The 19,723-nt window shown below is 67.3% G+C and carries 21 protein-coding genes; 4 read left to right on the forward strand and 17 right to left on the reverse strand.

Translation table 11 applies throughout. The annotated features are described in order from the left end of the window. The first annotated feature begins 198 nt into the window (after positions 1 to 198). Both AC07TU_RS04225 and AC07TU_RS04230 read left to right on the forward strand, forming a co-directional pair. Entirely contained in the window at positions 199 to 1,686 is a 1,488-nt protein-coding gene (locus AC07TU_RS04225; protein ID WP_495186651.1) for a M23 family metallopeptidase, read from the forward strand. Positions 1,687 to 1,696: 10 nt separating this feature from the next. Then, a complete protein-coding gene (locus tag AC07TU_RS04230; protein ID WP_495186652.1) occupies positions 1,697 to 2,392 on the forward strand; it encodes a LamG-like jellyroll fold domain-containing protein in 696 nt (231 codons plus the stop codon). Here AC07TU_RS04230 and AC07TU_RS04235 read toward each other — a convergent pair whose 3' ends face one another. From AC07TU_RS04235 to rpoZ, 6 genes are all read right to left on the reverse strand, one after another. Continuing rightward, positions 2,393 to 3,976 carry an ATP-binding protein gene (locus AC07TU_RS04235; RefSeq protein ID WP_495186890.1) on the reverse strand — a complete coding sequence of 528 codons (1,584 nt, stop codon included), beginning with the start codon at positions 3,974 to 3,976 and terminating at the stop codon, positions 2,393 to 2,395. Positions 3,977 to 4,134: 158 nt separating this feature from the next. Next, positions 4,135 to 4,902 (reverse strand): TIGR02186 family protein, encoded by a 768-nt coding sequence (locus AC07TU_RS04240; RefSeq protein WP_495186653.1) that lies wholly within the window; start codon positions 4,900 to 4,902, stop codon positions 4,135 to 4,137. Then, positions 4,899 to 5,813, reverse strand: a complete 915-nt coding sequence (locus tag AC07TU_RS04245; RefSeq protein ID WP_495186654.1) for a sulfite exporter TauE/SafE family protein — start codon at positions 5,811 to 5,813, stop codon at positions 4,899 to 4,901. The genes AC07TU_RS04240 and AC07TU_RS04245 overlap by 4 nt, the downstream gene beginning before the upstream one ends. A gap of 61 nt (positions 5,814 to 5,874) precedes the next feature. Further along, positions 5,875 to 6,876, reverse strand: coding sequence for a hypothetical protein (locus tag AC07TU_RS04250; protein WP_495186655.1), 1,002 nt, complete (start codon positions 6,874 to 6,876; stop codon positions 5,875 to 5,877). Continuing rightward, positions 6,873 to 8,246 carry a glycosyl transferase family protein gene (locus tag AC07TU_RS04255; protein ID WP_495186656.1) on the reverse strand — a complete coding sequence of 458 codons (1,374 nt, stop codon included), beginning with the start codon at positions 8,244 to 8,246 and terminating at the stop codon, positions 6,873 to 6,875. Before AC07TU_RS04255 ends, AC07TU_RS04250 begins: the two co-directional genes overlap by 4 nt. Before the next feature lie 144 nt (positions 8,247 to 8,390). Continuing rightward, positions 8,391 to 8,735 carry a DNA-directed RNA polymerase subunit omega gene (gene rpoZ / locus AC07TU_RS04260; protein ID WP_066578961.1) on the reverse strand — a complete coding sequence of 115 codons (345 nt, stop codon included), beginning with the start codon at positions 8,733 to 8,735 and terminating at the stop codon, positions 8,391 to 8,393. 124 nt (positions 8,736 to 8,859) lie between these two features. Between rpoZ and AC07TU_RS04265 the strand changes: the two genes are divergently transcribed. Beyond that, positions 8,860 to 10,080, forward strand: a complete 1,221-nt coding sequence (locus AC07TU_RS04265) for a phospholipase D-like domain-containing protein (protein ID WP_495186657.1) — start codon at positions 8,860 to 8,862, stop codon at positions 10,078 to 10,080. A 45-nt stretch (positions 10,081 to 10,125) separates the two neighbouring features. Here AC07TU_RS04265 and AC07TU_RS04270 read toward each other — a convergent pair whose 3' ends face one another. The 4 genes from AC07TU_RS04270 to AC07TU_RS04285 all read right to left on the reverse strand — a co-directional run bounded on the left by AC07TU_RS04270 (position 10,126) and on the right by AC07TU_RS04285 (position 14,214). Then, positions 10,126 to 10,446 (reverse strand): hypothetical protein, encoded by a 321-nt coding sequence (locus tag AC07TU_RS04270; RefSeq protein ID WP_495186658.1) that lies wholly within the window; start codon positions 10,444 to 10,446, stop codon positions 10,126 to 10,128. Positions 10,447 to 10,507: 61 nt separating this feature from the next. Beyond that, positions 10,508 to 11,353, reverse strand: coding sequence for a metallophosphoesterase (locus tag AC07TU_RS04275; protein WP_495186659.1), 846 nt, complete (start codon positions 11,351 to 11,353; stop codon positions 10,508 to 10,510). 49 nt (positions 11,354 to 11,402) lie between these two features. After that, positions 11,403 to 13,451, reverse strand: a complete 2,049-nt coding sequence (locus tag AC07TU_RS04280) for an NAD(+) synthase (RefSeq protein WP_495186660.1) — start codon at positions 13,449 to 13,451, stop codon at positions 11,403 to 11,405. A gap of 43 nt (positions 13,452 to 13,494) precedes the next feature. Then, the gene (locus AC07TU_RS04285) at positions 13,495 to 14,214 is read right to left on the reverse strand and encodes a murein L,D-transpeptidase catalytic domain-containing protein (RefSeq protein WP_495186661.1); all 720 of its coding nucleotides are present in this window, start codon (positions 14,212 to 14,214) and stop codon (positions 13,495 to 13,497) included. A gap of 248 nt (positions 14,215 to 14,462) precedes the next feature. On the opposite strand from AC07TU_RS04285, the gene AC07TU_RS04290 reads away from it, so the two are divergent. Continuing rightward, on the forward strand, positions 14,463 to 15,230 hold the full coding sequence (locus AC07TU_RS04290) for a L,D-transpeptidase family protein (protein WP_495186662.1): 768 nt from the start codon (positions 14,463 to 14,465) through the stop codon (positions 15,228 to 15,230). A 17-nt stretch (positions 15,231 to 15,247) separates the two neighbouring features. Here the strand turns inward: AC07TU_RS04290 and AC07TU_RS04295 are convergent, their stop codons facing one another. From AC07TU_RS04295 to AC07TU_RS04325, 7 genes are all read right to left on the reverse strand, one after another. Beyond that, positions 15,248 to 16,153, reverse strand: coding sequence for a lysophospholipid acyltransferase family protein (locus AC07TU_RS04295; protein ID WP_495186663.1), 906 nt, complete (start codon positions 16,151 to 16,153; stop codon positions 15,248 to 15,250). Between the two features lie 41 nt (positions 16,154 to 16,194). After that, on the reverse strand, positions 16,195 to 16,617 hold the full coding sequence (locus AC07TU_RS04300) for a Fur family transcriptional regulator (protein ID WP_066578943.1): 423 nt from the start codon (positions 16,615 to 16,617) through the stop codon (positions 16,195 to 16,197). A 254-nt stretch (positions 16,618 to 16,871) separates the two neighbouring features. After that, a complete protein-coding gene (locus AC07TU_RS04305; protein ID WP_066578940.1) occupies positions 16,872 to 17,288 on the reverse strand; it encodes a Ros/MucR family transcriptional regulator in 417 nt (138 codons plus the stop codon). A gap of 110 nt (positions 17,289 to 17,398) precedes the next feature. Next, a complete protein-coding gene (gene rimI / locus AC07TU_RS04310) occupies positions 17,399 to 17,875 on the reverse strand; it encodes a ribosomal protein S18-alanine N-acetyltransferase (RefSeq protein ID WP_495186664.1) in 477 nt (158 codons plus the stop codon). Then, complete coding sequence (gene tsaB / locus AC07TU_RS04315; protein WP_495186665.1) at positions 17,872 to 18,531, reverse strand: tRNA (adenosine(37)-N6)-threonylcarbamoyltransferase complex dimerization subunit type 1 TsaB; 660 nt, start codon at positions 18,529 to 18,531, stop codon at positions 17,872 to 17,874. Before tsaB ends, rimI begins: the two co-directional genes overlap by 4 nt. Next, positions 18,524 to 19,114 (reverse strand): malonic semialdehyde reductase, encoded by a 591-nt coding sequence (locus AC07TU_RS04320; RefSeq protein WP_495186666.1) that lies wholly within the window; start codon positions 19,112 to 19,114, stop codon positions 18,524 to 18,526. The genes tsaB and AC07TU_RS04320 overlap by 8 nt, the downstream gene beginning before the upstream one ends. Then, positions 19,114 to 19,686, reverse strand: a complete 573-nt coding sequence (locus AC07TU_RS04325; protein ID WP_495186891.1) for a NifU family protein — start codon at positions 19,684 to 19,686, stop codon at positions 19,114 to 19,116. The genes AC07TU_RS04320 and AC07TU_RS04325 overlap by 1 nt, the downstream gene beginning before the upstream one ends. Positions 19,687 to 19,723 lie beyond the last annotated feature (37 nt).

A 19,723-nucleotide genomic window follows, 5' to 3' on the forward strand; every position in this document is an offset into this window, starting at 1 on the left:
CAAGGGCCTGAATGTCTTGTTCCGGTACGCTGCACACCCTGTCCCCGTCACCGCACGATTCGCCGCAACTGCCGAAATATGATAGGTACTTAATTTGACTTTAGGGACTCGGTTCCACAACGATTCCACACAGCTGCCGGTTGCCGGCGGCAAAGGAGTTGGGGGCAGCGCACCTTGTTTCTGCGCAACGATCATGGGGTGGAGCAAGCAGGCGGTGCCAATGCCCGCTCGTTCGGCCGTGCGCTCGTGGTTCGCAAGGCGACGCTGGGCGACAAGTTTCGTGAACGGTTTCCCGATTTCGATTTCGCCCCGGACCTCGGCTCACGCATCGGTAGCGGTGAATGGTTCCGCGGCGTTGCGACCTGTGCCGGGCTATGTGCAGCGGCGGTGCTGCTTGCGCCGGGGTTCGAACGGCCGATCTATGCGAGCGTCCCTGCTGCGCTGACCGGCACCGATGCCGATATCGCGCGGGCGCAGGCGATCGCGCCGATGGCGGCCGGGTCCGCGACCGGGACGAAGCTTGGCGCGACCAGCCTGGTCGCCAACCTTACCGACACGCCCGAACGTCCGATCCTGCAAAGCACGGTGACTTTGGGCAGCGGTGGCGCGCTCCAGGCCGCGCTGACGCGTTCGGGCGTCGGCAAGGACGATGCGGCACGCGTGGCCGATCTGGTTGCGGGCGCCGTGACGCTGGGCGACCTCAAATCGGGCACGCAGCTCGACCTCACGCTCGGCCGCCGGATCGACAAGGCGCAGCCGCGCCCGCTCGAGAAACTGGCGTTTCGCGCGCGCTTCGACCTGAGCCTCGAGCTGGTGCGCAGCGGCGGCGGGCTGGCACTCCATGAAATCCCGATCGCGATCGACCATACCCCGCTGCGCATCCGTGGCCGGGTGGGGGAGAGCCTCTATCGTTCGGCGCGCGCCGCAGGGGCGCCGGCCAAGGCGGTCGAGGCCTATATCCGCTCGATCGCGACGCGCGTGCCGATCGGCCGCGTCGGCGCCGACAGCGAATTCGACATCATCGTCGAGCAGGCACGGGCTGCGACCGGCGAAGTGCAGATGGGCAATCTGCTCTTTGCCGGCCTCAACGGCGGCGCGGGCAAGCTCCAGCTGGTCCGCTGGGAAGAAGATGGCCGCATCACTTGGTATGACGGGCGCGGGACGGGCGAGCGAAAGGGGCAGATGGCGATGCCGGCGGCGGGCCGGATCAGCTCGGGCTTCGGCCTCAGGCGCCACCCGGTGCTGGGCTTCTCGCGCATGCACAAGGGGCTGGATATCGCCGCGGGCTATGGTTCGCCGATCCGCGCCGCCAATGACGGCACGGTCGCCTTTGCCGGGCGCAACGGCGGCTACGGCAATTTCGTGCGGCTCAACCATAGCGGCGGCATGGGCACCGGCTATGGCCATATGAGCCGGATCGCGGTGAGCGGCGGCCAGCGCGTCACGCGCGGACAGGTGATCGGCTATGTCGGGTCGACCGGCATCTCGACCGGCCCGCACCTCCATTACGAGCTCTACCGCAACGGCGTCGCGATCAATCCGCGCTCGGTTTCCTTCTCGGTCGTCCAGGCGCTGAGCGGCGGCGACCTGCGCGAGTTCAAGGCGAAGCTCGCGCAGCTGCTGGCGGTGCCGGTGGGTGGAACCCGAAACAAGAAGACAGAGAATAACGAAGCCAGTGCGAACTGACCGACGCACAGTGTTGATCCGCGCTGGGCTGATCGGCGGCGGCGCGCTGCTGGCGGGCCTGTCGCCCGTTGCGGCGAAGAAACGCGATACCGAAATCTGGACCTTCGATTCCCTGAGGCGGATCGGCGGCCTCAAGCCGCGGATCGAGGGGGCGCCGAAGCTGATCGACAGCCCGCTGGGCAAGGCGGCCGCGTTCGACGGCGCGAAGGATGTGCTGTTCCTCGACCGGCATCCGCTGGCGGGCGCGGCGCGCTTCACCTTCGAGGCGCTGTTCCGCCCCGATGGCGGCGCGTTCGAGCAGCGCTGGTTCCACCTCGAGAGCGGCGCGGACACGGATCCGACCGCGAAGACCGGCACGCGGATGCTGTTCGAGATCCGGGTCGAGGGCGGCGACTGGTATCTCGACACCTTCATCCTTGGTCCCGGCTATCGTCAGCCGCTGATCGTGCCCGAAAAACGCTTTCCCGTCGGCCGCTGGCATCATGTCGCGCAAAGCTATGATGGGACGACCTATCGCGCCTTCGTCAACGGGGTGCTTCAGGCGGACGCCGCGCTGGCCTTTACCCCGCAGGGGCCGGGCCGTGCGTCGGTCGGCATGCGGATGAACAAGGTCAGCCCGTTCCGCGGCGCGGTGCGCCAGGCGGCGTTCACCCGCGGCGAGGCACTGGCACCGGACCGGTTTGCGTTGCCCCTGCCGAGGGGCTGATCAGCGCCCCTGCGCGCGCCAGCGCTTGATCGTGCGTTCGAGGCTTACTTCCTCGCCGCCGGTATGGCGCCACAGTTCGGAGAAGAGCGGGTCGCTCGACGCAGGCCGCTTGGCCTCTTCGAGCGAATCGAATGCGACGCGCACCGGGGTGGCGACGCCTTCGCCGACCATGATCGCCTCGCGGTTGCGCAGAGCCGGGATCGAATCGAGGAAACCGCGCGCGCCTTCGGGCATCGCCGCGCGCACGAACGCCTGGTCGCGGTCGTTGTTGAGGCGCATCGCGATGATCGTGCCGCACTGCGAGAGCACGCCTTCGGCGAGGTCCGACGGACGCTGGGTGATCAGACCCAGCGAGACGCCGTATTTGCGGCCTTCCTTGGCGATCCGGCTCAGGATACGGCCGACCGAGGAGCCGTCGGCGTTGCGCTCGTTTGGCACGTAGCGGTGCGCCTCCTCGCAGACGAGAAGGATCGGCCGCTGCGATTCGCCGCGCGACCAGATCGCATAGTCGAACACCATGCGGCTCAGGACGGCCACGACGACCGACGTGATTTCGCTGGGCACGCCCGACACGTCGATGATCGAGATCGGCTTGCCGTCGCCGGGCAGGCGGAAGACGCGGCTGATGAAGCTCGCCATCGTATCCGCGACCAGCATGCCCGAGAACATGAAGGCATAGCGCGGATCGGCCTTGATCTCGTCGATCTTGCCCTTGAGCCGCAGATAGGGGGCGGTGTCGGTCGCCTTGTCCATCTTGCCCATCTCGTTCTGGATGATCTGGGTGAGGTCGGACAGGAGATAGGGGATCGGCGCATCGACGGTGAGCTTGCCGAACTCGGCGGCGAGCCGGTTCTTCTGCTTGGCCATCAGGATGCACTTGGCGAGGATGTCGCCATCGACCTGGCGGTCGGAGCCCTCGGTGGTCAGGAAGACCTCGCAATGCTCCTCGAAGTTCATCAGCCAATAGGGCATGGCCAGATTGCTGACGTCGAACAGGGCGCCATTGGTCTTGAACGCGGCGGAATATTCGCCGTGCGGGTCGATCATCACGATATGGCCCTGCGGCGCGAGCTCGCAGATACGGTGCAGGATCAGGGCGGTGCTGGTCGACTTGCCGGTGCCGGTCGAACCGAGCAGCGCGAAATGCTTCCCCAGCATCGCGTCGATATAGAGCGCTGCGCGGATGTCCTTGGTCGGGTAGACATTGCCGACCTCGATATGCGGACGGTCGTCGGCGGCGTAGATCTGGCGCAGATCGGCGGTCGATACCGGGAAGACGCTGGTGCCGGGCGCGGGGTAGCGCGTGACGCCGCGGCGGAAGCCGTAGAGCTTGCCGGTCAGCTTCTCCTCGACGCCTTCGCCGAGAAAGTCGACCTGGGCGATGATCCGGCCGGTCTGGTCATCGAAGCGCAGCGCACGGACATTGGCCACCAGCCAGGTCGCGCCCGAACGCATCTTTACCTGGCTGCCGACAGTGCCGGCATTGGCGATCGCGAGATCGGCGCTGCCCGTGAGCGACTCGAGCGCCGTGGGGTCGAGCGCGATCTCGCTCGACGCACCACCGATCGCGAAGACCGCGCCGATACCGGTGAGCGGTGCGCGAGCTGGCGCCGCGGCATCGGATGCCGGACGGGTGCTCTCGAAATGCTGTCCGCCCAGATCGTCGGTCGTCAAGGCAAGCTCCCCCGGTTCAACCGAACCGATATGGAGTATTCAAAGTAAAGAATAGGTTCGCAAAGCGTCTAGAATCGGCGCCAGATCGCGCCTGCTGCCCAGCCGAAGAACACCGAGAGGAAAACCGCCGCAAGCCCGTAGAGGACCGAAGAACGCTCCGCCGCATGGGCGATCCAGCGTTCGAACCCCGATTTGCGGATATCGATGTCGCGCACGGCCGCGGCGAGGACGCGCCCGTCGCGGATCAGGAAGGTTTCGGCGGTGAAGCGTCCGACGGGCACGCGCGCGGGAATATTGACGCGGCCCCGATAGAGCACGCCGTCCGAAATCTCGACGCTGCCGGGCGCCTCGTAATAGAGGCCGGTGCGCTTCTTGAGGTCGACCAGCCCGGCGTCGAACCGTGCCTGAACCGCCGGCACCGCGCCCGAGGCGGGGGAAAGCTGGAGGCTGTCGAGACCGAGCTCGTAGATGGCGCGGGTGCGGGCGTCGACGATGTCGCGGATCGGGCGTGACGAGGCGACCGCGTAGAAGGATGGCGCCGAGCGATAGCGTGTGCGGTCGGCATTGACCCAGATGCCCGCGATCTTCTGCTTCTCGCGCACCAGCACCGATTCAGTCGGCCCCTTGACGACGACGACGATATCGGCGGGCGGCTCACCCGGTTGTGGCGCGCTGCCGCCCGCATGGACGATCGCGCCGAACAGCAGCAGGTCTGCGCCGGTGAACGAATAGGCGATCTCGATCTCGCGCTGGGACACGTCCGGCACGAGGACGGGCTTGGCCTGGCCCATCAACAGCGGTGCGGCGAGCGCGATAGCAAGCGCGAGCCTTCTCATCCTGGCGTCACCGTGAAGATCTCGTCGGGACGCCAGGCGAGGCCGAGCACCATGCGCAGCGCCACCAGCAGCACCATCACGGCGAGGACGAGGCGGAGATATTCGGGCTTGGCCTTGGCGGCGAAGCGCGCGCCGAGCTGTGCGCCGACCACGGAGCCGAGCAGCAGCAGCACGGCGAGGACGATGTCCACCGCCTTGGTCGTCACCGAATGGACCATCGTCGCGGCGGCGCTGACGAACAGGATCTGGAACAGCGAGGTGCCGACCACGACCTGTGCCGGCATGCCGAGCAGGTAGAGCATCGCGGGAATCAGGATGAACCCGCCGCCGACGCCGAGCAGCATCGTCAGGATGCCGGTCGCGAAGCCGAGCAGCAGCGGCGCGAGCGGGGAGATGTAGAGGCCCGAGCGGTAGAAGCGCCAGCGCAGCGGCAATGCCGCGACCATCGGGTGATGCCGCCGCCGCCGCGCTTGCGGCGCTACGCCCGTACGCTGCGCACGGATCGCGCCGAGCGATTCGGAGAGCATCAGCCAGCCGATCGAGCCGAGCATCAGGACGTAGAGGATCGCGATCACGGTATCGATCTGCCCGCTCGCCTGGAGCAGCCGGAACAGCAGCGCGCCTGCACCCGAGCCGAGAATCCCGCCTGCGATCAGGACCGCCCCCATATGGAGATCGACGCCCTGACGGCGCAGATGCGCGAACACGCCCGAAACGCTCGCGCCGGTTACCTGGCTCGCCGAAGAGGCGGCGGCGACGGTGGGCGGAATACCATAGACGATCAGCAGCGGCGTGGTGAGAAACCCGCCGCCCACCCCGAACATCCCCGACAGCAGTCCGACGCCCAGCCCCAGCATCACGATCACGACCGCGTTGACCGAAAGATTGGCGATGGGGAGGTAGAGATCCATGGGCACGCCATGCCTAGCCCCTGAACGGGGCGTGCGGAAGGCGGATGCGAACGAAAGTTTTCTAGAAATCGGCACCGAGACTGAGCGCAGGGCCGGAGCCGGGTCGCGCGTCCCCGGCCACCCGCTCGCGCCAGTCGATCGCGATGCGTACCGCGCGCTCGCCGACGGGCAGGCTGGCGACCGCGGTCGGCCCGATATCGAGCCGCTCAGCGCCGCGTTGCGCCGCGCCCCACGCGCCCGCACCGACGTCGAGCCGGGTCCGGCCGGTGGCGGCGATCTGGCGCGTGACGCGCAACGCGCCGTCGGCGAAGGGGTCGACCTTGCCGCGTGCGATGGCACCGGCCTGACCATAGGCCTCAAGGCTGAAATCGAGCGGCAGCGGGACGGCATAGACCCCTGCGACAACCCCCAGCGCCGGGCCGCCCGGCGCGCCGTCGAGGCCCGCGCGATATTCGGCGATCACGCGGACCGGCGCGGCGGTCGGCTGCCATTCGATTCCGGCAGCCGCCTCGCTGCCCCGGCCGGCGAGCGGCGCCGTCAGCCGCGCGAAGAGCGCGATCCGGCCGCTGCCCGGATGATAGGCGACGCGCAGTCCTGCCTGATCGCCACCCAACAGCGGCCCGCCGGTCGTGGCGCCGCGCCGGGTAACGAACCAGGTGCTTGCCGACCATCGCGACGGCTGGGCGGCATAAGGGAGCGGCGCCGGCGGTGCGCGCGGCGGCAGGACACCGGGCGGCACGCCCAGCACCTCCTCACGGCCGAAGGCGACGAGGCCGAGCATGGCGAGATTCACGCGCGCAGGATCGCCGCGTTCGGCCATCGGACCGGGTGCGATGGGCGGAGGCGCGACCGTCAATGCCATGACCGCGTGTCGGGACCTGGCGGAGGCCGTCACAGTACCGGCCTGTGGCGCGGAGGCGGCCTGGGCAGCGCGGAGCGGGAACGCCGCCTCGATCGCCCGGGGCAAGCTTGCCCCTTCGGGCCAGAGCATGACCGTGCGCGCACTCGCCCAGCCAAAAGCGACCAGCGCAACGAAGCGCAGCGGCCGCCCGCGTCCGTTCATGCCACATCGCCTTCGCCGGGGAAGTGGTGGGCGGTCTTGTCCCAGACCGGCGGTTTGCCGCGCAGCGTGGGCAGGTAGATCGCCATGGCCCGTCGTGCCGCAAGGAGCGCGACAAGGTTGGCGACGAACAGTCGCGGGATCGAGAGCAGGGCTTCGACCGGACCGAATGCGCGGGCGGTGAAGAGCATCCGCATTGCGATGCGCCAGCCGAGCAGCGCAAAGTTGGCGGCAAGCAGTGCCTGCAACGTGCGGTCGGGGGCTGGCGGAGGGACGCCGGTTGCCAGATGAACGCCGAGCGAGATCCCCCAGGCGACGAGCGCCAGATAGGCGATGGCGAGAACGGGGATCGCCAGCGTCGCGCGGCGATCGCGCATCCGCATCCAGTGCTCGCCGATCGAGCCGCCCTGCGCCCAGCCGGTCCGGTCCCATCCGGCAAGGGCGATTCCCGTCATCCACCTTGCCTTTTGCCGGACCGCGGCGCCGAGCGAGGCGGGGAAATAGGCGCGGACCGCGATCGGCGCGCCGTTGCAGTCGCGGCTGCGCACCAGCCGGGTCCGCCCGCCCATCGCCGCGACGGTAAGACCGAGCTCATAATCCTCGGTCAGGCTCGATTCGTCGAACGGCGCGCCGTCCCGCGCTGTGGCGATGCGCCCGAGCAGCGCGCGGTCGATGGCGCAGCCGACCCCGGCGAAGGGCATGGCCGCACCCAGCGCCGCGCGGACCGGGAGCGTCTTGCCATGGGCCTCTGCGAACTCGTCGAGATAATGGCCGGCAATCAGCGGCGAGCGCGGATCCGGGAGCGGAAGCACGGGAATCTGTACCGCCTGATGATCGCTCAGCCAGGCCGCCATCACGCCAAGTTCGTCGGGATGCACGACATCCTCGGCGTCGTGAAGAACGACCGCCCGGACAGGTCCTTCCGCAGTCTCGTCGCGCAGCAGCGCACGCCACAGGGCGTTGAGGCAATCGGCCTTGGTCGTCCCGCCCGGGCGGGGATTGACCACCATGCGGATGCGCGTGTCGACGGCAGCGACTGCACTCACCGCGGCAATGGTCCCGGGATCGTTGGGATAGACACCGACATAGATGCGATAGTCGGTGTAATCGTACCGGCCGAGCGCGGTCCGCAGCATCGGGCCGATCACCGCCGCTTCATCCCAGGCCGGAACGAATACCGCCATGCAGCCGCCATTGCGCAGCGGCGCGCGTTGCGGATCCCGCCGCAACCAGGTGCGGAGCCGCGTGCAGAAAAAGACCCAATCGACCGCGAGATCGTCGATCCCGCCGATCAGGAATCCGATCGCGGCGAACAGCACGGCCTCGTGCGCGACGGCGCCGATCGCCGGAATGATCCCTTCGATTCCCGGCAACGGCTTCCCCCCGAGTCGGATGGTTAATTGTCCGATTCGGAGAGGAAAGGATCAAGTGGCTGCAATGACTCCGGAAAATACGAAAAACGCCGGTATCCCTTGAGGATACCGGCGTCCGGATTTCGCTGATTGATCCGAAGCGGATCAGCCGTCGTAGTCGGCGCCCAGATTCTGGTTGCGCGGCGGCGCAGCGGCGGTGAGGCGCAGCGCCTCGGCCGATGCGGCGAGCGAGCCGACTTCGTCCGGCGCTTCCTCGTCGTCGATCTGAACGCGCTGCAGGCTGCCGACCAGCGACTCTTCGAGATTGTCCGGACGGACGGTCTCTTCGGCGATCTCGCGCAGGGCGACGACCGGGTTCTTGTCGCGATCGCGCTCGAGCGTCAGTTCGGCGCCGCCCGAGATCTGACGCGCACGCTGTGCGGCAAGCAACACCAGATCGAACCGGTTCGAGACCTTGTCGACGCAATCCTCGACTGTGACGCGCGCCATGAAACGCTTCCTTCGGGCAGAGATACAGGAAAGGGGGCCAATTAGGGATGCGCCCCGCCAGAGTCAAGAAAATCGGGAGGGCGGGGCTGGCGATGCCGGCGCGCTTGGTGCAATCCCTGACGCGATGGAGCAGGCCGAACCGATCCAACCCCCAGTTCCTGCCGGTCTGCCTGCCGAACCGCCGCCACAGCCGGTCTTCGCGATCGACGGCAACCGGCTGACCCTGCTCGACACGGGTCCGCGCCGGCTCGACACATTGCTCGACCTGATCGCGCGCGCGCGCCGGTCGCTGCGGCTGCTCTATTATATCTACACCGACGACGGCGTCGGCGAACGCGTGCGCGATGCGCTGGTGGCCGCAGTCGCGCGCGGGGTCGAAGTGAAGCTGATCGTCGATGGCCTCGGCAGCGACCCCGCCTATGACAAGGACTTCTTCGCGCCATTGCGCGCGGCGGGCGGCCATGTCTGCTTCTTCGTGCCACGCCTGGGCCGCCGCTATCTGCTGCGCAACCACCAGAAGGTCGCGTTGGCGGATGCCGAGACGGCGGACGCGCGGATCGTGATCGGCGGGTTCAACATCCAGGACGATTATTTCGAAGGGCCGGGCAGCGACGGCTGGCGCGACCTGGGGCTGCTGGTTGAGGGGCCGGAGGCGGCGCAACTGGCCGGCTATTTCGATGCGCTGTGGCGCTGGGCGAAGCGGCCGCGCGCGCCGCTGCGCGTGCTGCGCCGGGCGCTCGCCGAATGGAGCGAGCCCGAGGGCAAATTGCGCTGGCTGCTCGGCGGGCCGACGCGCAGGCTGTCACCCTGGGCGCGCGCGGTGCGGCGCGACCTCAAACATGCGCGGCGGATCGATATCCTTGCCGCCTATTTCTTCCCGAGCCCGGCAATGCTGCTGCGGCTGGGGCGGGCCGCGCGGCGCGGCGGGCAGGCGCGTGTGGTCGTACCGTCGATCACCGACAATTATCTGACACTCTATGCGGCGCGTTTCACCTATCGCGGGTTGTTGCGGCGCGGGGTCCGGGTGTTCGAATATCTGCCGACCAAGCTGCACACCAAATTGTTCGTGATCGACGATGCGGTGCAGATCGGGTCGGCCAATTTCGACATGCGCAGCCTGTTCCTGAACCTGGAAGTGATGCTGCGGATCGAGGACCGCGCCTTTGCCGCGCATGTCCGCTCCTATGTCGATGCCGAAGTGGCACGCTCGCTGGAGATCACGCCCGAACTGCACCGCGAACGCACGGGCCTGTGGACGCGGATCAAGCAGGCGGCGGTGTATCTGGTGGTCGGCGTGCTCGACTATCGCGTCACGCGCTTTCTCAATTTCGGGCCGCGCGATTAGCGCGCCAGCCATTGGCCCGGGCGGGGTTCGCCCGGGCATCCGGCATTACTTGATCGCGGCGAGGTTCTTCTCGGTCTTGGCGAGTATTTCGGGCGTGAGCTTGTCCGCGGCATAGCTCGAAAGCTGCTTGAGGCTCATGCCCTTGAACATCTCGTAGGACTCATGGGTGGACAGGCCCGGGAGATCGGCGTCGAGCACCGCCTTGGCCTTGGCATCGGCGACGATGTCCTGAATCGGCGTGTCGAGATTGAACTTGGCGGCAGCAGCGGCGGTCGCGGGAGCGGCGGGTGCCGAACCGGCGTCCTGGGCGATGGCGGCGGGCGCGAACGTAACGGCCGCAAGCGCGGCGAACAGGGCAGTCTTCATGCGGAAAATCCCTCCCAACGGCGCGCGCGAATCGCGGCCGGCCCATGGGGCGGCGCAGAGCCTAGCGCGGCGGCACGGCGGGCGCGAGAGGGCCTAGCGTCAACAGCCACAGATCAGGCGGCGCATTGAACCGGAGCGGCAGGCTGCCGCCCACGCCGCCGGTGACAATCACCGTGCGCGGGCCTTCGCGGATGATACCGCAGCGATAGCGGTCCTGATAGCGTGAGACCGGATCGAGCGATCCGTAGAACGGGATCACCGCTTGCCCGCAATGCGTGTGTCCGGCGAGGAGCAGTGTGAAATCCGGCGGCAATTGTGGGGCGATGTCGGGCGAATGGGTGAGGATCAGCCGCGCGCCCGCTAGCCGGCGCACCGCCGCGACGGTCGCAGCTGCGCGCGCATGCTGCGAATAATCGTCATCGACGCCGCCGATCGCCAGCGGGCCACGGACGATCGCCTGATTGGCGAGCAGGGTCACGCCGGCCGCTTCAAGCGCACTGCGCACGGCGCTCAGCCCGGTCCAGTGATCGTGATTGCCCGGCACCGCGAGCACGCCCAGCCGCGCGCGGAGTGCCTTGAGCGGAGCAAGTGCCGTGGTCACCGTCGCGACGTCGATTGGATCGTGGCCGGGGGTGAAATCGCCCGCGATCAGCACGAGGTCGGGCTGCAATGCGTTGATCTGGCCGACGATGCGCGCAATCCGCTCTGGCCCGGTCGCGAGCGTGCCGGCATGCATATCGCTCAATAATATCACACGAACCGGTGCTGCCCCGGCCGGCCAATCGCGTAGCGAGATATCGGTGCGTCGAACGACCGGGTCGGCGCGCGCTTCGGCGAAACACCAGACCAGCAAAGCGATCAGCCCCAGCGCCAGCCCCGGAAGCAGAAATTTCGCGATCCGCGCCATCGCAAGCGGTTCTAGCCGGGTTGTGCCGCCTCCGCCATGTCCGCCCCCGTCACCCAGGGACGTTGGCGTCCAGCTCGTCGAGCCAGGGTTTGGCGCTGCCGTCCGACGGCGCACGCCAGTCGCCGCGGGGCGAGAGCGCGCCGGCGGGCGAGACCTTGGGACCGTTGGGGATCGCGCTGCGCTTGAACTGGCTGGTCACGAAGAAGCGGAACAGGAACTTCTCGAGCCAGGCGCGGATCGTCGCGAGATCATATTGCGCGCGTGCGCCGGCCGGGATGCCGGCGGGCCATTCGCCGGCCGCGGCGTCCTTCCACGCATGCCAGGCGAGAAAGGCGATCTTGGACGGCGGGGCGCCCTGGCGGATGGTGTAGTGAAGGAAGAAGTCGTTGAGCGCATAGGGCCCGATCTTCTCCTCGGTGCTCTGCAGCGCGCCGTCGGTGCCGGCGGGAACGAGTTCGGGCGAGATTTCCTGCGCGAGGATCGCTTCGAGCACCTTGTCGGTCTCGCGATCGAACTGGTCGGTGGCGACGCACCAGCGGATCAGGAACTGGATCAGCGTCTTGGGCACGCCCGCGTTGACCGCATAATGCGACATGTGGTCGCCGACGCCATAGGTGCACCAGCCGAGCGCGAGTTCGGAGAGGTCGCCGGTGCCCACCACGAACGCGCCGCGCTGGTTGGCGAGGCGGAAGAGATAGTCGGTGCGCAGCCCCGCCTGAACATTCTCGAACGTGATGTCGTAGACCGGTTCCCCGTCCGCATAAGGATGGCCCATGTCGGTGAGCAGCTGGTTGGCGGCGGGGCGGATGTCGATCTCTTCCCCGGTGATGCCGAGCGCCTTCATCAGCGCCCAGGCGTTGCTCTTGGTCCCCTCGCCGGTCGCGAAGCCGGGCATGGTGAAGCCGAGGATGTTGGCGCGCGGCAGGCCGATCCGGTCCATCGCCTTGGCAGCGACGATCAGCGCATGGGTCGAATCGAGCCCGCCCGAGATGCCGATGACGAGGCGTTGCGAGCCGGTCGATTCGATGCGCTTGCGCAGCCCCTCGACCTGGATGTTGAAGGCCTCGTAGCAATCCTCGTCGAGCTTTTCGGGCGTGTTCGGAACGAAGGGATAGCGGCGCACCTTCCGCTGCAGCCCGATATCGTCGAGCCCGCCCTTGTGTGCGAAGCCGATGCGGCGGAATTCGCTCTCCGGATGCCCGGTCGCGGCGGCGCTGTCGTTGAAGGTGCCGACCCGCATCCGTTCCTGCCGGATCCGGGCGACGTCGATATCGGCGAGGATCATCTCCTCCTCGACATCGAACCGGCCCGATGCGGCGAGCTGCTGGCCCAGTTCATGGATCAGGCTCTGCCCGTCCCAGGCGAGATCGGTGGTGCTTTCCCCCGGCCCGGAGGCGGAGAAGATATAGGCCGCGATCGCGCGCTCGGACTGCGCCGCGCACAGCATCGCGCGCTGGCGCGCCTTGCCGATCGTGACGTTGGAGGCGGAGAGGTTGCAGAGGATCGTCGCGCCCGCGAGCGCGCCATAGGTCGAGGGCGGGATCGGCGCCCAGAAATCCTCGCAAATCTCGGCATGGAAGACGAAATCGGGCAGGTCGTCCGCGGCGAAGATCAGGTCGGGACCGAAGGGCGCGGTCTGGCCCGCCAGCTCGATCTCGCCCGACAGGCCCAGGCCCGAGGCGAACCAGCGCTTCTCATAATATTCGCGGTAATTGGGCAGGAAGGTCTTGGGGACGACGCCCAGCACCCGGCCGCGCGCGATCACCACCGCGCAATTATAGAGGCGGTTGTTGCGTTCGAGCGCGGCGCCGACGACAAGCGCGGGCTTGAGCTTCGCGCTCGCGGCAGTGAGGTCGGCGAGGCCTTCGCGGGTCGCGCGCAGCACCGCATCCTGCAGATGCAGGTCATCGAGCGCGTAGCCGGTGATGCCGAGTTCGGTGAAGACCAGCAGATCCGCGCCCGTTGCATCGCCCTGTTTGGCCAGCGCGATATGCGAGGCGGTGTTGGCGGCGATATCGCCCGCGCTCGCATGCGGCGTGCAGGCGCCGACGCGCACCAGCCCGTGCGAATGGATCGAATAGAAAGGATGCTTCGCCATGACCCCGGCTTTAAACGCTACCGGGCAAACACGCTACTGAAGGCTAGGCGGTCTTCTCGGCGTAGATCATCCGGCCTTCGCCGAGCAGCGTGAAGACCTTGTCCAGCTCGTTCTCGCCGACCGCGAAACAGCCCTGGCTGCGGCCGAGCTTGCCGTGCTTGGCGATCATGTCGGCGTTCGAATACCAGGCCGCATGGATCACGATCGCACGATCGAGTGCGTTGTTGTTGGTGGCGTCGAGGCCGATCAGCCGCTGCGAAAGCTGGTGCTTGCCGACATAATAGTTGGAGGCGAGGAACGCGCCCTCGCAGGTCGCTTCCGAATTCACCTCGTTCGAGAAGCGCTGAAGCATCCCGGTATGCTCGGGATCCGATCCGATGCCGTGCGAGACGAGCATCGACCGCGTCGCGCCATTGTGCAGATCGACGAAGTGGAAGCGCAGCCGCGAGGAAGGCAGCGAGAAATCGGCGATCGCGATCCGGTCCTGCTGGCGAATGCGGCTGCCGTGGCGCTGGAGCGCGGCCATGGCACGCTCGAACAATTCGGGACGGATACCCCGCGGGGCGGTGGTGATCTGCGCCGGCTGAACGATCGGCGTGGCGACCGGCGGGGCCGGAACCGGGATGGGCGCGGCGGGCGCCGGAACGGCGGCCGTGGTGACGGTGCGCGCGGCGCACCCTGCAAGCAACCCGGTACCCGCGACCGCAGCCGCCGACTTGAGAAAAGCGCGGCGCGAAGCCACCGCGTCGATCAGTTCATTCATGCGCTGCCTGCGCCCCGACTAAAACTCGCTCTGGGACAGAATATAGCAAATGAATCCTCCGATTCGCCTGAACAAGTTCCCGCAAAGACACCGGTTCACCCCGTCTGCGGCCCGGTTTGTCGTTCGGGCACGGTCCGGAACGGGACCCGACCGGAAAGGGATTCAGCTTTGAAACTGGCGGTTTGCATGGCACCCGTTTGGACAAGTCGCCGTTAACCATCGGCGAGTCGAGGCGGAGTTGAGGCGCGGTGCGGGCAGGGTTGCGGGTGATTCTGGCAGGCGGAATGGGCATCGCGCTCGCCCTTGCGACTCCCGCTGCCGCCCAGCAGATTCGCGCTTCGGGCGACGAGGAGCTGCTGCTGCGCAACGGCCAATGGGCGTGGCTGGAAGAAGCCGCATTCCAGAAAATCGGCGGACCGGCCGCGGTCTCGATCCTCATCAGCCTGCCGGGCCAGATCGCCTATGTCTATCGTGACGGGGTGCTGATCGCGGCCTCCACGGTTTCGACCGGCAAGCGCGGCAAATCGACCCCGGCGGGCGAGTTCACCATTCTGCAGAAGCGCGAATTCCACCGCTCCAACCTCTACAGCAACGCGCCGATGCCGTTCATGCAGCGGCTGACCTGGACCGGCATCGCGCTGCACGCCGGGGTGCTGCCCGGCTATCCCGCCTCGCATGGCTGCATCCGGTTTCCGCGCGAATTTGCGCGGCGGCTGTTCGAGATCACCGAACTGGGCGGTCAGGTGTCGGTGGTGAATTACGAGATCGAGGATCCGCGCGTGCGCCGCGGCGTGCCCCGGCTGGTGGTGGCCGAACAGGTGGCAAAGGCGCCCGATCCGCTGCCTTTCCTGAGCACCGATCCGGCGATCTTCCAGACCGGCGCGTTCGATCAGGTCACCGCGAGCAACGACGTCATCATTCCGGTGGTCGAGACGCGCGACGTGGTGAGCGACGGCGGCGTCGCCTTCGCGCCGCTGGAGCCTGTGGTGCAACCGCTGCCCGGGAAGCAGCGCTAGGGTTTTCCCGGCTTCGCTCAGGCTGTACCAGCCCGCTCCCCCGCCGGCGGTGTGTAGCTGACCGGCGCGACAGACCAGGCGAAGGGGCGCAGCGGACCGCCAAGCGCTGCGACCAGGGCTTCCTCGATCCGGCGGCGGCTTTCGGCGGCGATCGCCTTGCGGCCCGGGAAATCGCGCGGATCGAACGGCTCCAGAAAGCTGATGCGCAGCGGGAAACTGTGTCTGCGCGCGAGCACGCGGCGGGCATTGTTGATCCCGCCCTCGTCGCCGACCCAGCCGATCTCCTCGCCCACCGCGCCATAATCGAGCAGCACCGGCTGGACCATCACCCCGGGCGGCGGCGGTTCGAGCACGCGCAGCATCGGCGTCTTGAAGGGGAGCAGCGACTTGCCGTCGGTGGTCGTGCCTTCGGGAAAGACGGTGATCGCCCAGTTTTCGGCGAGCGCGTCCCGCAACTCGTTGATCTGTTCGGCGACACCCATGCGGTTCTCGCGCTTCACATAGACGGTGCGGTTGAGTCCGGCGAGCCAGCCGACCACCGGGGTCGCGCCGATTTCGGCCTTGGCGACGAAGGCGGTGCCGCTCGCGCCGCCGAGCGCAAGGATGTCGATCCACGACAAATGGTTCGAGATGTAGAAGACGTCGCGGCGCAGCGGCGTGCCGATCACCTCGGCACGCGCGCCCGCGATCCGTCCGGCGCGGCGCAGGAACCAGCGCGGCCAGGGGGAGGGCAGGCGCAGCAGCCGCCACAGATAGTGCATCGGCACATGGGTGATCACGGCCAGCAACAACAGGCCGACGCGGCGCCAGAAGCGGAAGGCTTCCGATGGACTGAGTTGCGTGGGAATGCCCTTCGCGGCGTCGAGCCTGCGCGGGTCGGCAACAGCGTCCAGCTCAGCGGTGCCCGTCAAGGCGTCGGCCAACAGGCTTACGGTGCCTTCTGTCGAGGCTTTGGCCAACAGGCCTACGCCTTGCGGTCGAGCGCGACGCCGTAGAGTTCCATGCGATGGTCGACCAGCCGGAAGCCGAGGCGTTCGGCGATCTGCTTCTGGAGCAGTTCAAGCTCGGGATCGACGAACTCGATCACCTTGCCGGTCTCGACATCGATCAGGTGATCGTGATGCGCTTCGGGAGCCGGCTCGTAGCGCGCGCGGCCGTCGCCGAAATCGTGGCGGTCGAGGATGCCGGCTTCCTCGAACAGGCGGACGGTACGATAGACCGTCGCAATCGAGATGCCGGGATCGATCGCTGACGCGCGGGCATAGACCTTCTCGACATCGGGATGGTCCTCCGCTTCGGAAAGGACGCGAGCGATCACCTTGCGTTGCTCGGTGATGCGGAGACCCTTTTCGTGACAAAGGGCTTCGAGATCGATCTTGCGGGCCATGGCGGTGATGTAGCGACAATCGGCCTGAGAAAAAAGGGACCAAGAACGAACAACGCCGGCCCGGGCACAGGCCCAGACCGGCGTTTTCTGTTTGAGTGGCGGCACCGGCCCGCTCCCCCACCCAGTGTGAGGTGAGCAGCGCCCCGCGCTGTTCAGGTCATGCCGGGGGCATGACCGGCCTCGCACTCCCATATCATGCTACCGCTGGGTGGCCGGGTGGGGGAACGGGCCGGTACCGCCTAAATCAAGAAATCTCAGCGCTTGCGGCGCTTGGTGCCGAGACCGATCTTCTTGGCGAGGCTGCGGCGCTGTTCCGCATAATTGGGTGCGACCATCGGATAGTCGGCGGGGAGGTTCCACTTGGCGCGATACTGTTCCGGCGTCATCTGATAGTGTGTCATCAGGTGGCGCTTGAGCATCTTGAGCTTCTTACCGTCCTCAAGGCAGACGATATAGTCGGGCTTGATCGACGAACGGATCGAAACCGCCGGCTCCTGCTTCTTCGCTTCAGGTTCGGGCGCCTTGGTGCCAAGACCGGCGAGTGCACCGTGAACATTCGCGATCAGCAGCGGAAGGTCCGAGACTGCGACACTGTTGTTGCTGACATGCGCCGCGACGATATCCGCGGTCAGCGTGACCAGCGTTTCCTGCATGTCGTTCTGGGCGTCCATGGCGATCCTTTCGTACGGGTGCCGCGGCCGCAAGATTACACGCCGCGTAGCGGCGCTATTGATCGGGAAGCGGGCGATTGCAAGACCAGTTGCAATGCTGTTCGTCGATTTCAGCCGATCTGTTTTGAAAAGGTGTGTGCGTCGAATAGTTTGCCGTCGTTGCCACGATAGTAATCGCGCCGCTCGCCGATCTTCTTGAAGCCTTCGTTTCGATAGAGTCGAACGGCTTCATTGTTCGCGCGCACCTCAAGATGCAGCACATCGGCACCGCGTTCGTGCGCGTCGGCGGCGATCGAGCGCAGCAATGCTGTGCCGATACCGCTGCGGCGGGCTGCCGGCCGGATGGCGAGCAGCAACAGCTCCGCTTCGTCCGCGACCGTGCGGGCAAGCGCGAAGCCGACCGGCCGGTTGCCGCTCCAGGCGATGCTGAACCAGACGCCGGGGAGTGCGATCATCCCCAGACACTGGCTGGGCGTCCACGCCTCGCCGAAGCGTGGATCGAAGGCGTCGGCCATGATCGCGTTGAGCGTTGCGATATCGGCCGGCGTGCCGTGGACAATCTCGACGATCTGCGGCGCCGTGCTCATGTCGCCAGTGGCTTGGCGGGCAGAGGTTGCGTAGGCAGGGGTTTGGCGTCCGGCGCGCGGCCATAGATCGGGCGCGGGGCAAGGGCGGTGAAGCCAGGGTCGAGCAGCGTGGCGTCGGCCGCGCGGGGCAGGGCTTCGCGCAGGTCGAGGGCGGGGTCGAGCGCGGCGAGGTGGCGGACGCCGTTGCCTGCCGCGGCGGCGGCGCCGAGTGCAGCCAGCGCCGCCTCGGGCTTGAGCGAGGCGAACGGACCCGTTTCGGTCAGCGGGCGGGTAAAGCGCTGCATGAAGACCTCACCATGTCCCCCTTCGAGGACGGCGGCAAGCGCGGACAGTTGCGGGTCGGCGGCGAACGCGGCGGCGGCAACCAGCGGAAGTGAGGAGAAGCCTGCGACCGGTACGCCCCAGCCAAGGGCAAGCCCCCGCGCCGCGGCGATCCCGACCCGGATGCCGGTGAAGCTGCCCGGCCCGCAATCGACAAGGATTCGGTCCGCGCGGCCACCATCGGGCAGTTGCGCGATCATCGGGATCAGCCGCTCGGCATGGCCGCGGCCGACCTCCTCATGGCGCTCGGCGATGAGCACTCCGCCGCGGATCAGCGCGACGGAGCAGGCGGCAGTGGCGGTTTCGATGACGAGGGTGAGCGGCGCGTCAGGCAATCTGGTTGAACTGCCCGAATTCGGGCCGCGGGCTGCGGCCGAAGATGCTCGCGGGGTCCCCCTTGCCGAGCGTCGCGATGAAGTTGACGCGGACCGAAGGCTGGTCGGCGAAGAAGGCGGCGTCGACTGCCGCGGCGTCGAATCCCGACATCGGCCCGGTATCCCAGCCCAGTGCACGCGCGGCGATCAGGAAATAGGCGCCCTGGAGCGAGGAATTGCGCAGGGCATGCGCCTTGCGCGCCTCGGCATCGGGGAACCAGCTTTTCGCGTCGGTATGCGGGAACAGCCAGGGCAGCTGCTCGTGATAGTCATAGTCCATCCCGATCACGACGGCGGCGGGTGCGGTGCGGATCTTGGGTGCGTTCGTCGCGCTCGCGCAATCGGCGAGCTTGTCCTTCGACTCCTGCGACAGGCACCAGACGAAGCGCGCAGGCTGCATATTGGCCGAGGTCGGCCCCATCTTGAGCAATTCATAGATGGCGCGGATGTCCGCTTCGGTCACGTCGCCGGGCAGATAGCCGTTATAGGTGCGCGCGGTGCGGAAGATCGTGTCGAGGCCTGCCTCGTTCAGCGGCGCTCCCATCAGACGGCGCGCACTTCGGTGACTTCGGGGACGTAATATTTGAGCAATTGTTCGATCCCGTTCTTGAGCGTCGCGGTGGAGGAGGGGCAGCCGGAGCAGGCGCCCTGCATCTGGAGATAGACCTTCCCCTTGTCGAAGCCGCGATAGACGATGTCGCCGCCGTCATTGGCGACCGCGGGGCGCACGCGGGTCTCGATCAGCTCCTTGATCTGGGCGACGATGTCGGCGTCCGCGGGATCGTCGGCGAAGCTCTCTTCGGCGGGAACCGAGAAGCCGGCGGCGGTGCCCTGACGGAACAGCGGCATGTTCGCGCTGAAATGATCGAGCAGGATGCCGAGCACATCGGGCTTGAGGCCGGCCCAGTCGACGCCGGGCGCCGCGGTCACCGAGATGAAGTCGCGGCCGAAGAACACGCCGGTGACGTCACCGAGGTTGAACAAAGCTTCGGCCAGCGGCGAGGCTTCCGCCTCCTCCGGAGTCGCGAAATCGCGGGTGCCGGCGTCCATCACGGTACGGCCGGGCAGGAACTTCAGGGTCGCCGGGTTGGGCGTGGCTTCGGTCTCGATAAGCATGAGGCCCATGTGGCCCCGAATGCGCCCCGCATCAAGC

It is taken from the genome of Sphingomonas sp. GW821-FHT03E12 (genome assembly GCF_059420685.1).

Bases quoted from the DNA above. Each gene is read 5' to 3' on its own strand.
- AC07TU_RS04240 (WP_495186653.1), bottom strand. From the start codon at position 4,902: ATGAGAAGGCTCGCGCTTGCTATCGCGCTCGCCGCACCGCTGTTGATG.
- AC07TU_RS04245 (WP_495186654.1), bottom strand. From the start codon at position 5,813: ATGGATCTCTACCTCCCCATCGCCAATCTTTCGGTCAACGCGGTCGTG.
- AC07TU_RS04250 (WP_495186655.1), bottom strand. From the start codon at position 6,876: ATGAACGGACGCGGGCGGCCGCTGCGCTTCGTTGCGCTGGTCGCTTTT.
- rpoZ (WP_066578961.1), bottom strand. From the start codon at position 8,735: ATGGCGCGCGTCACAGTCGAGGATTGCGTCGACAAGGTCTCGAACCGG.
- AC07TU_RS04265 (WP_495186657.1), top strand. From the start codon at position 8,860: ATGGAGCAGGCCGAACCGATCCAACCCCCAGTTCCTGCCGGTCTGCCT.
- AC07TU_RS04270 (WP_495186658.1), bottom strand. From the start codon at position 10,446: ATGAAGACTGCCCTGTTCGCCGCGCTTGCGGCCGTTACGTTCGCGCCC.
- AC07TU_RS04275 (WP_495186659.1), bottom strand. From the start codon at position 11,353: ATGGCGCGGATCGCGAAATTTCTGCTTCCGGGGCTGGCGCTGGGGCTG.
- AC07TU_RS04280 (WP_495186660.1), bottom strand. From the start codon at position 13,451: ATGGCGAAGCATCCTTTCTATTCGATCCATTCGCACGGGCTGGTGCGC.
- AC07TU_RS04285 (WP_495186661.1), bottom strand. From the start codon at position 14,214: ATGAATGAACTGATCGACGCGGTGGCTTCGCGCCGCGCTTTTCTCAAG.
- AC07TU_RS04300 (WP_066578943.1), bottom strand. From the start codon at position 16,617: ATGGCCCGCAAGATCGATCTCGAAGCCCTTTGTCACGAAAAGGGTCTC.
- AC07TU_RS04305 (WP_066578940.1), bottom strand. From the start codon at position 17,288: ATGGACGCCCAGAACGACATGCAGGAAACGCTGGTCACGCTGACCGCG.
- rimI (WP_495186664.1), bottom strand. From the start codon at position 17,875: ATGAGCACGGCGCCGCAGATCGTCGAGATTGTCCACGGCACGCCGGCC.
- AC07TU_RS04320 (WP_495186666.1), bottom strand. From the start codon at position 19,114: ATGGGAGCGCCGCTGAACGAGGCAGGCCTCGACACGATCTTCCGCACC.
- AC07TU_RS04325 (WP_495186891.1), bottom strand. From the start codon at position 19,686: ATGCTTATCGAGACCGAAGCCACGCCCAACCCGGCGACCCTGAAGTTC.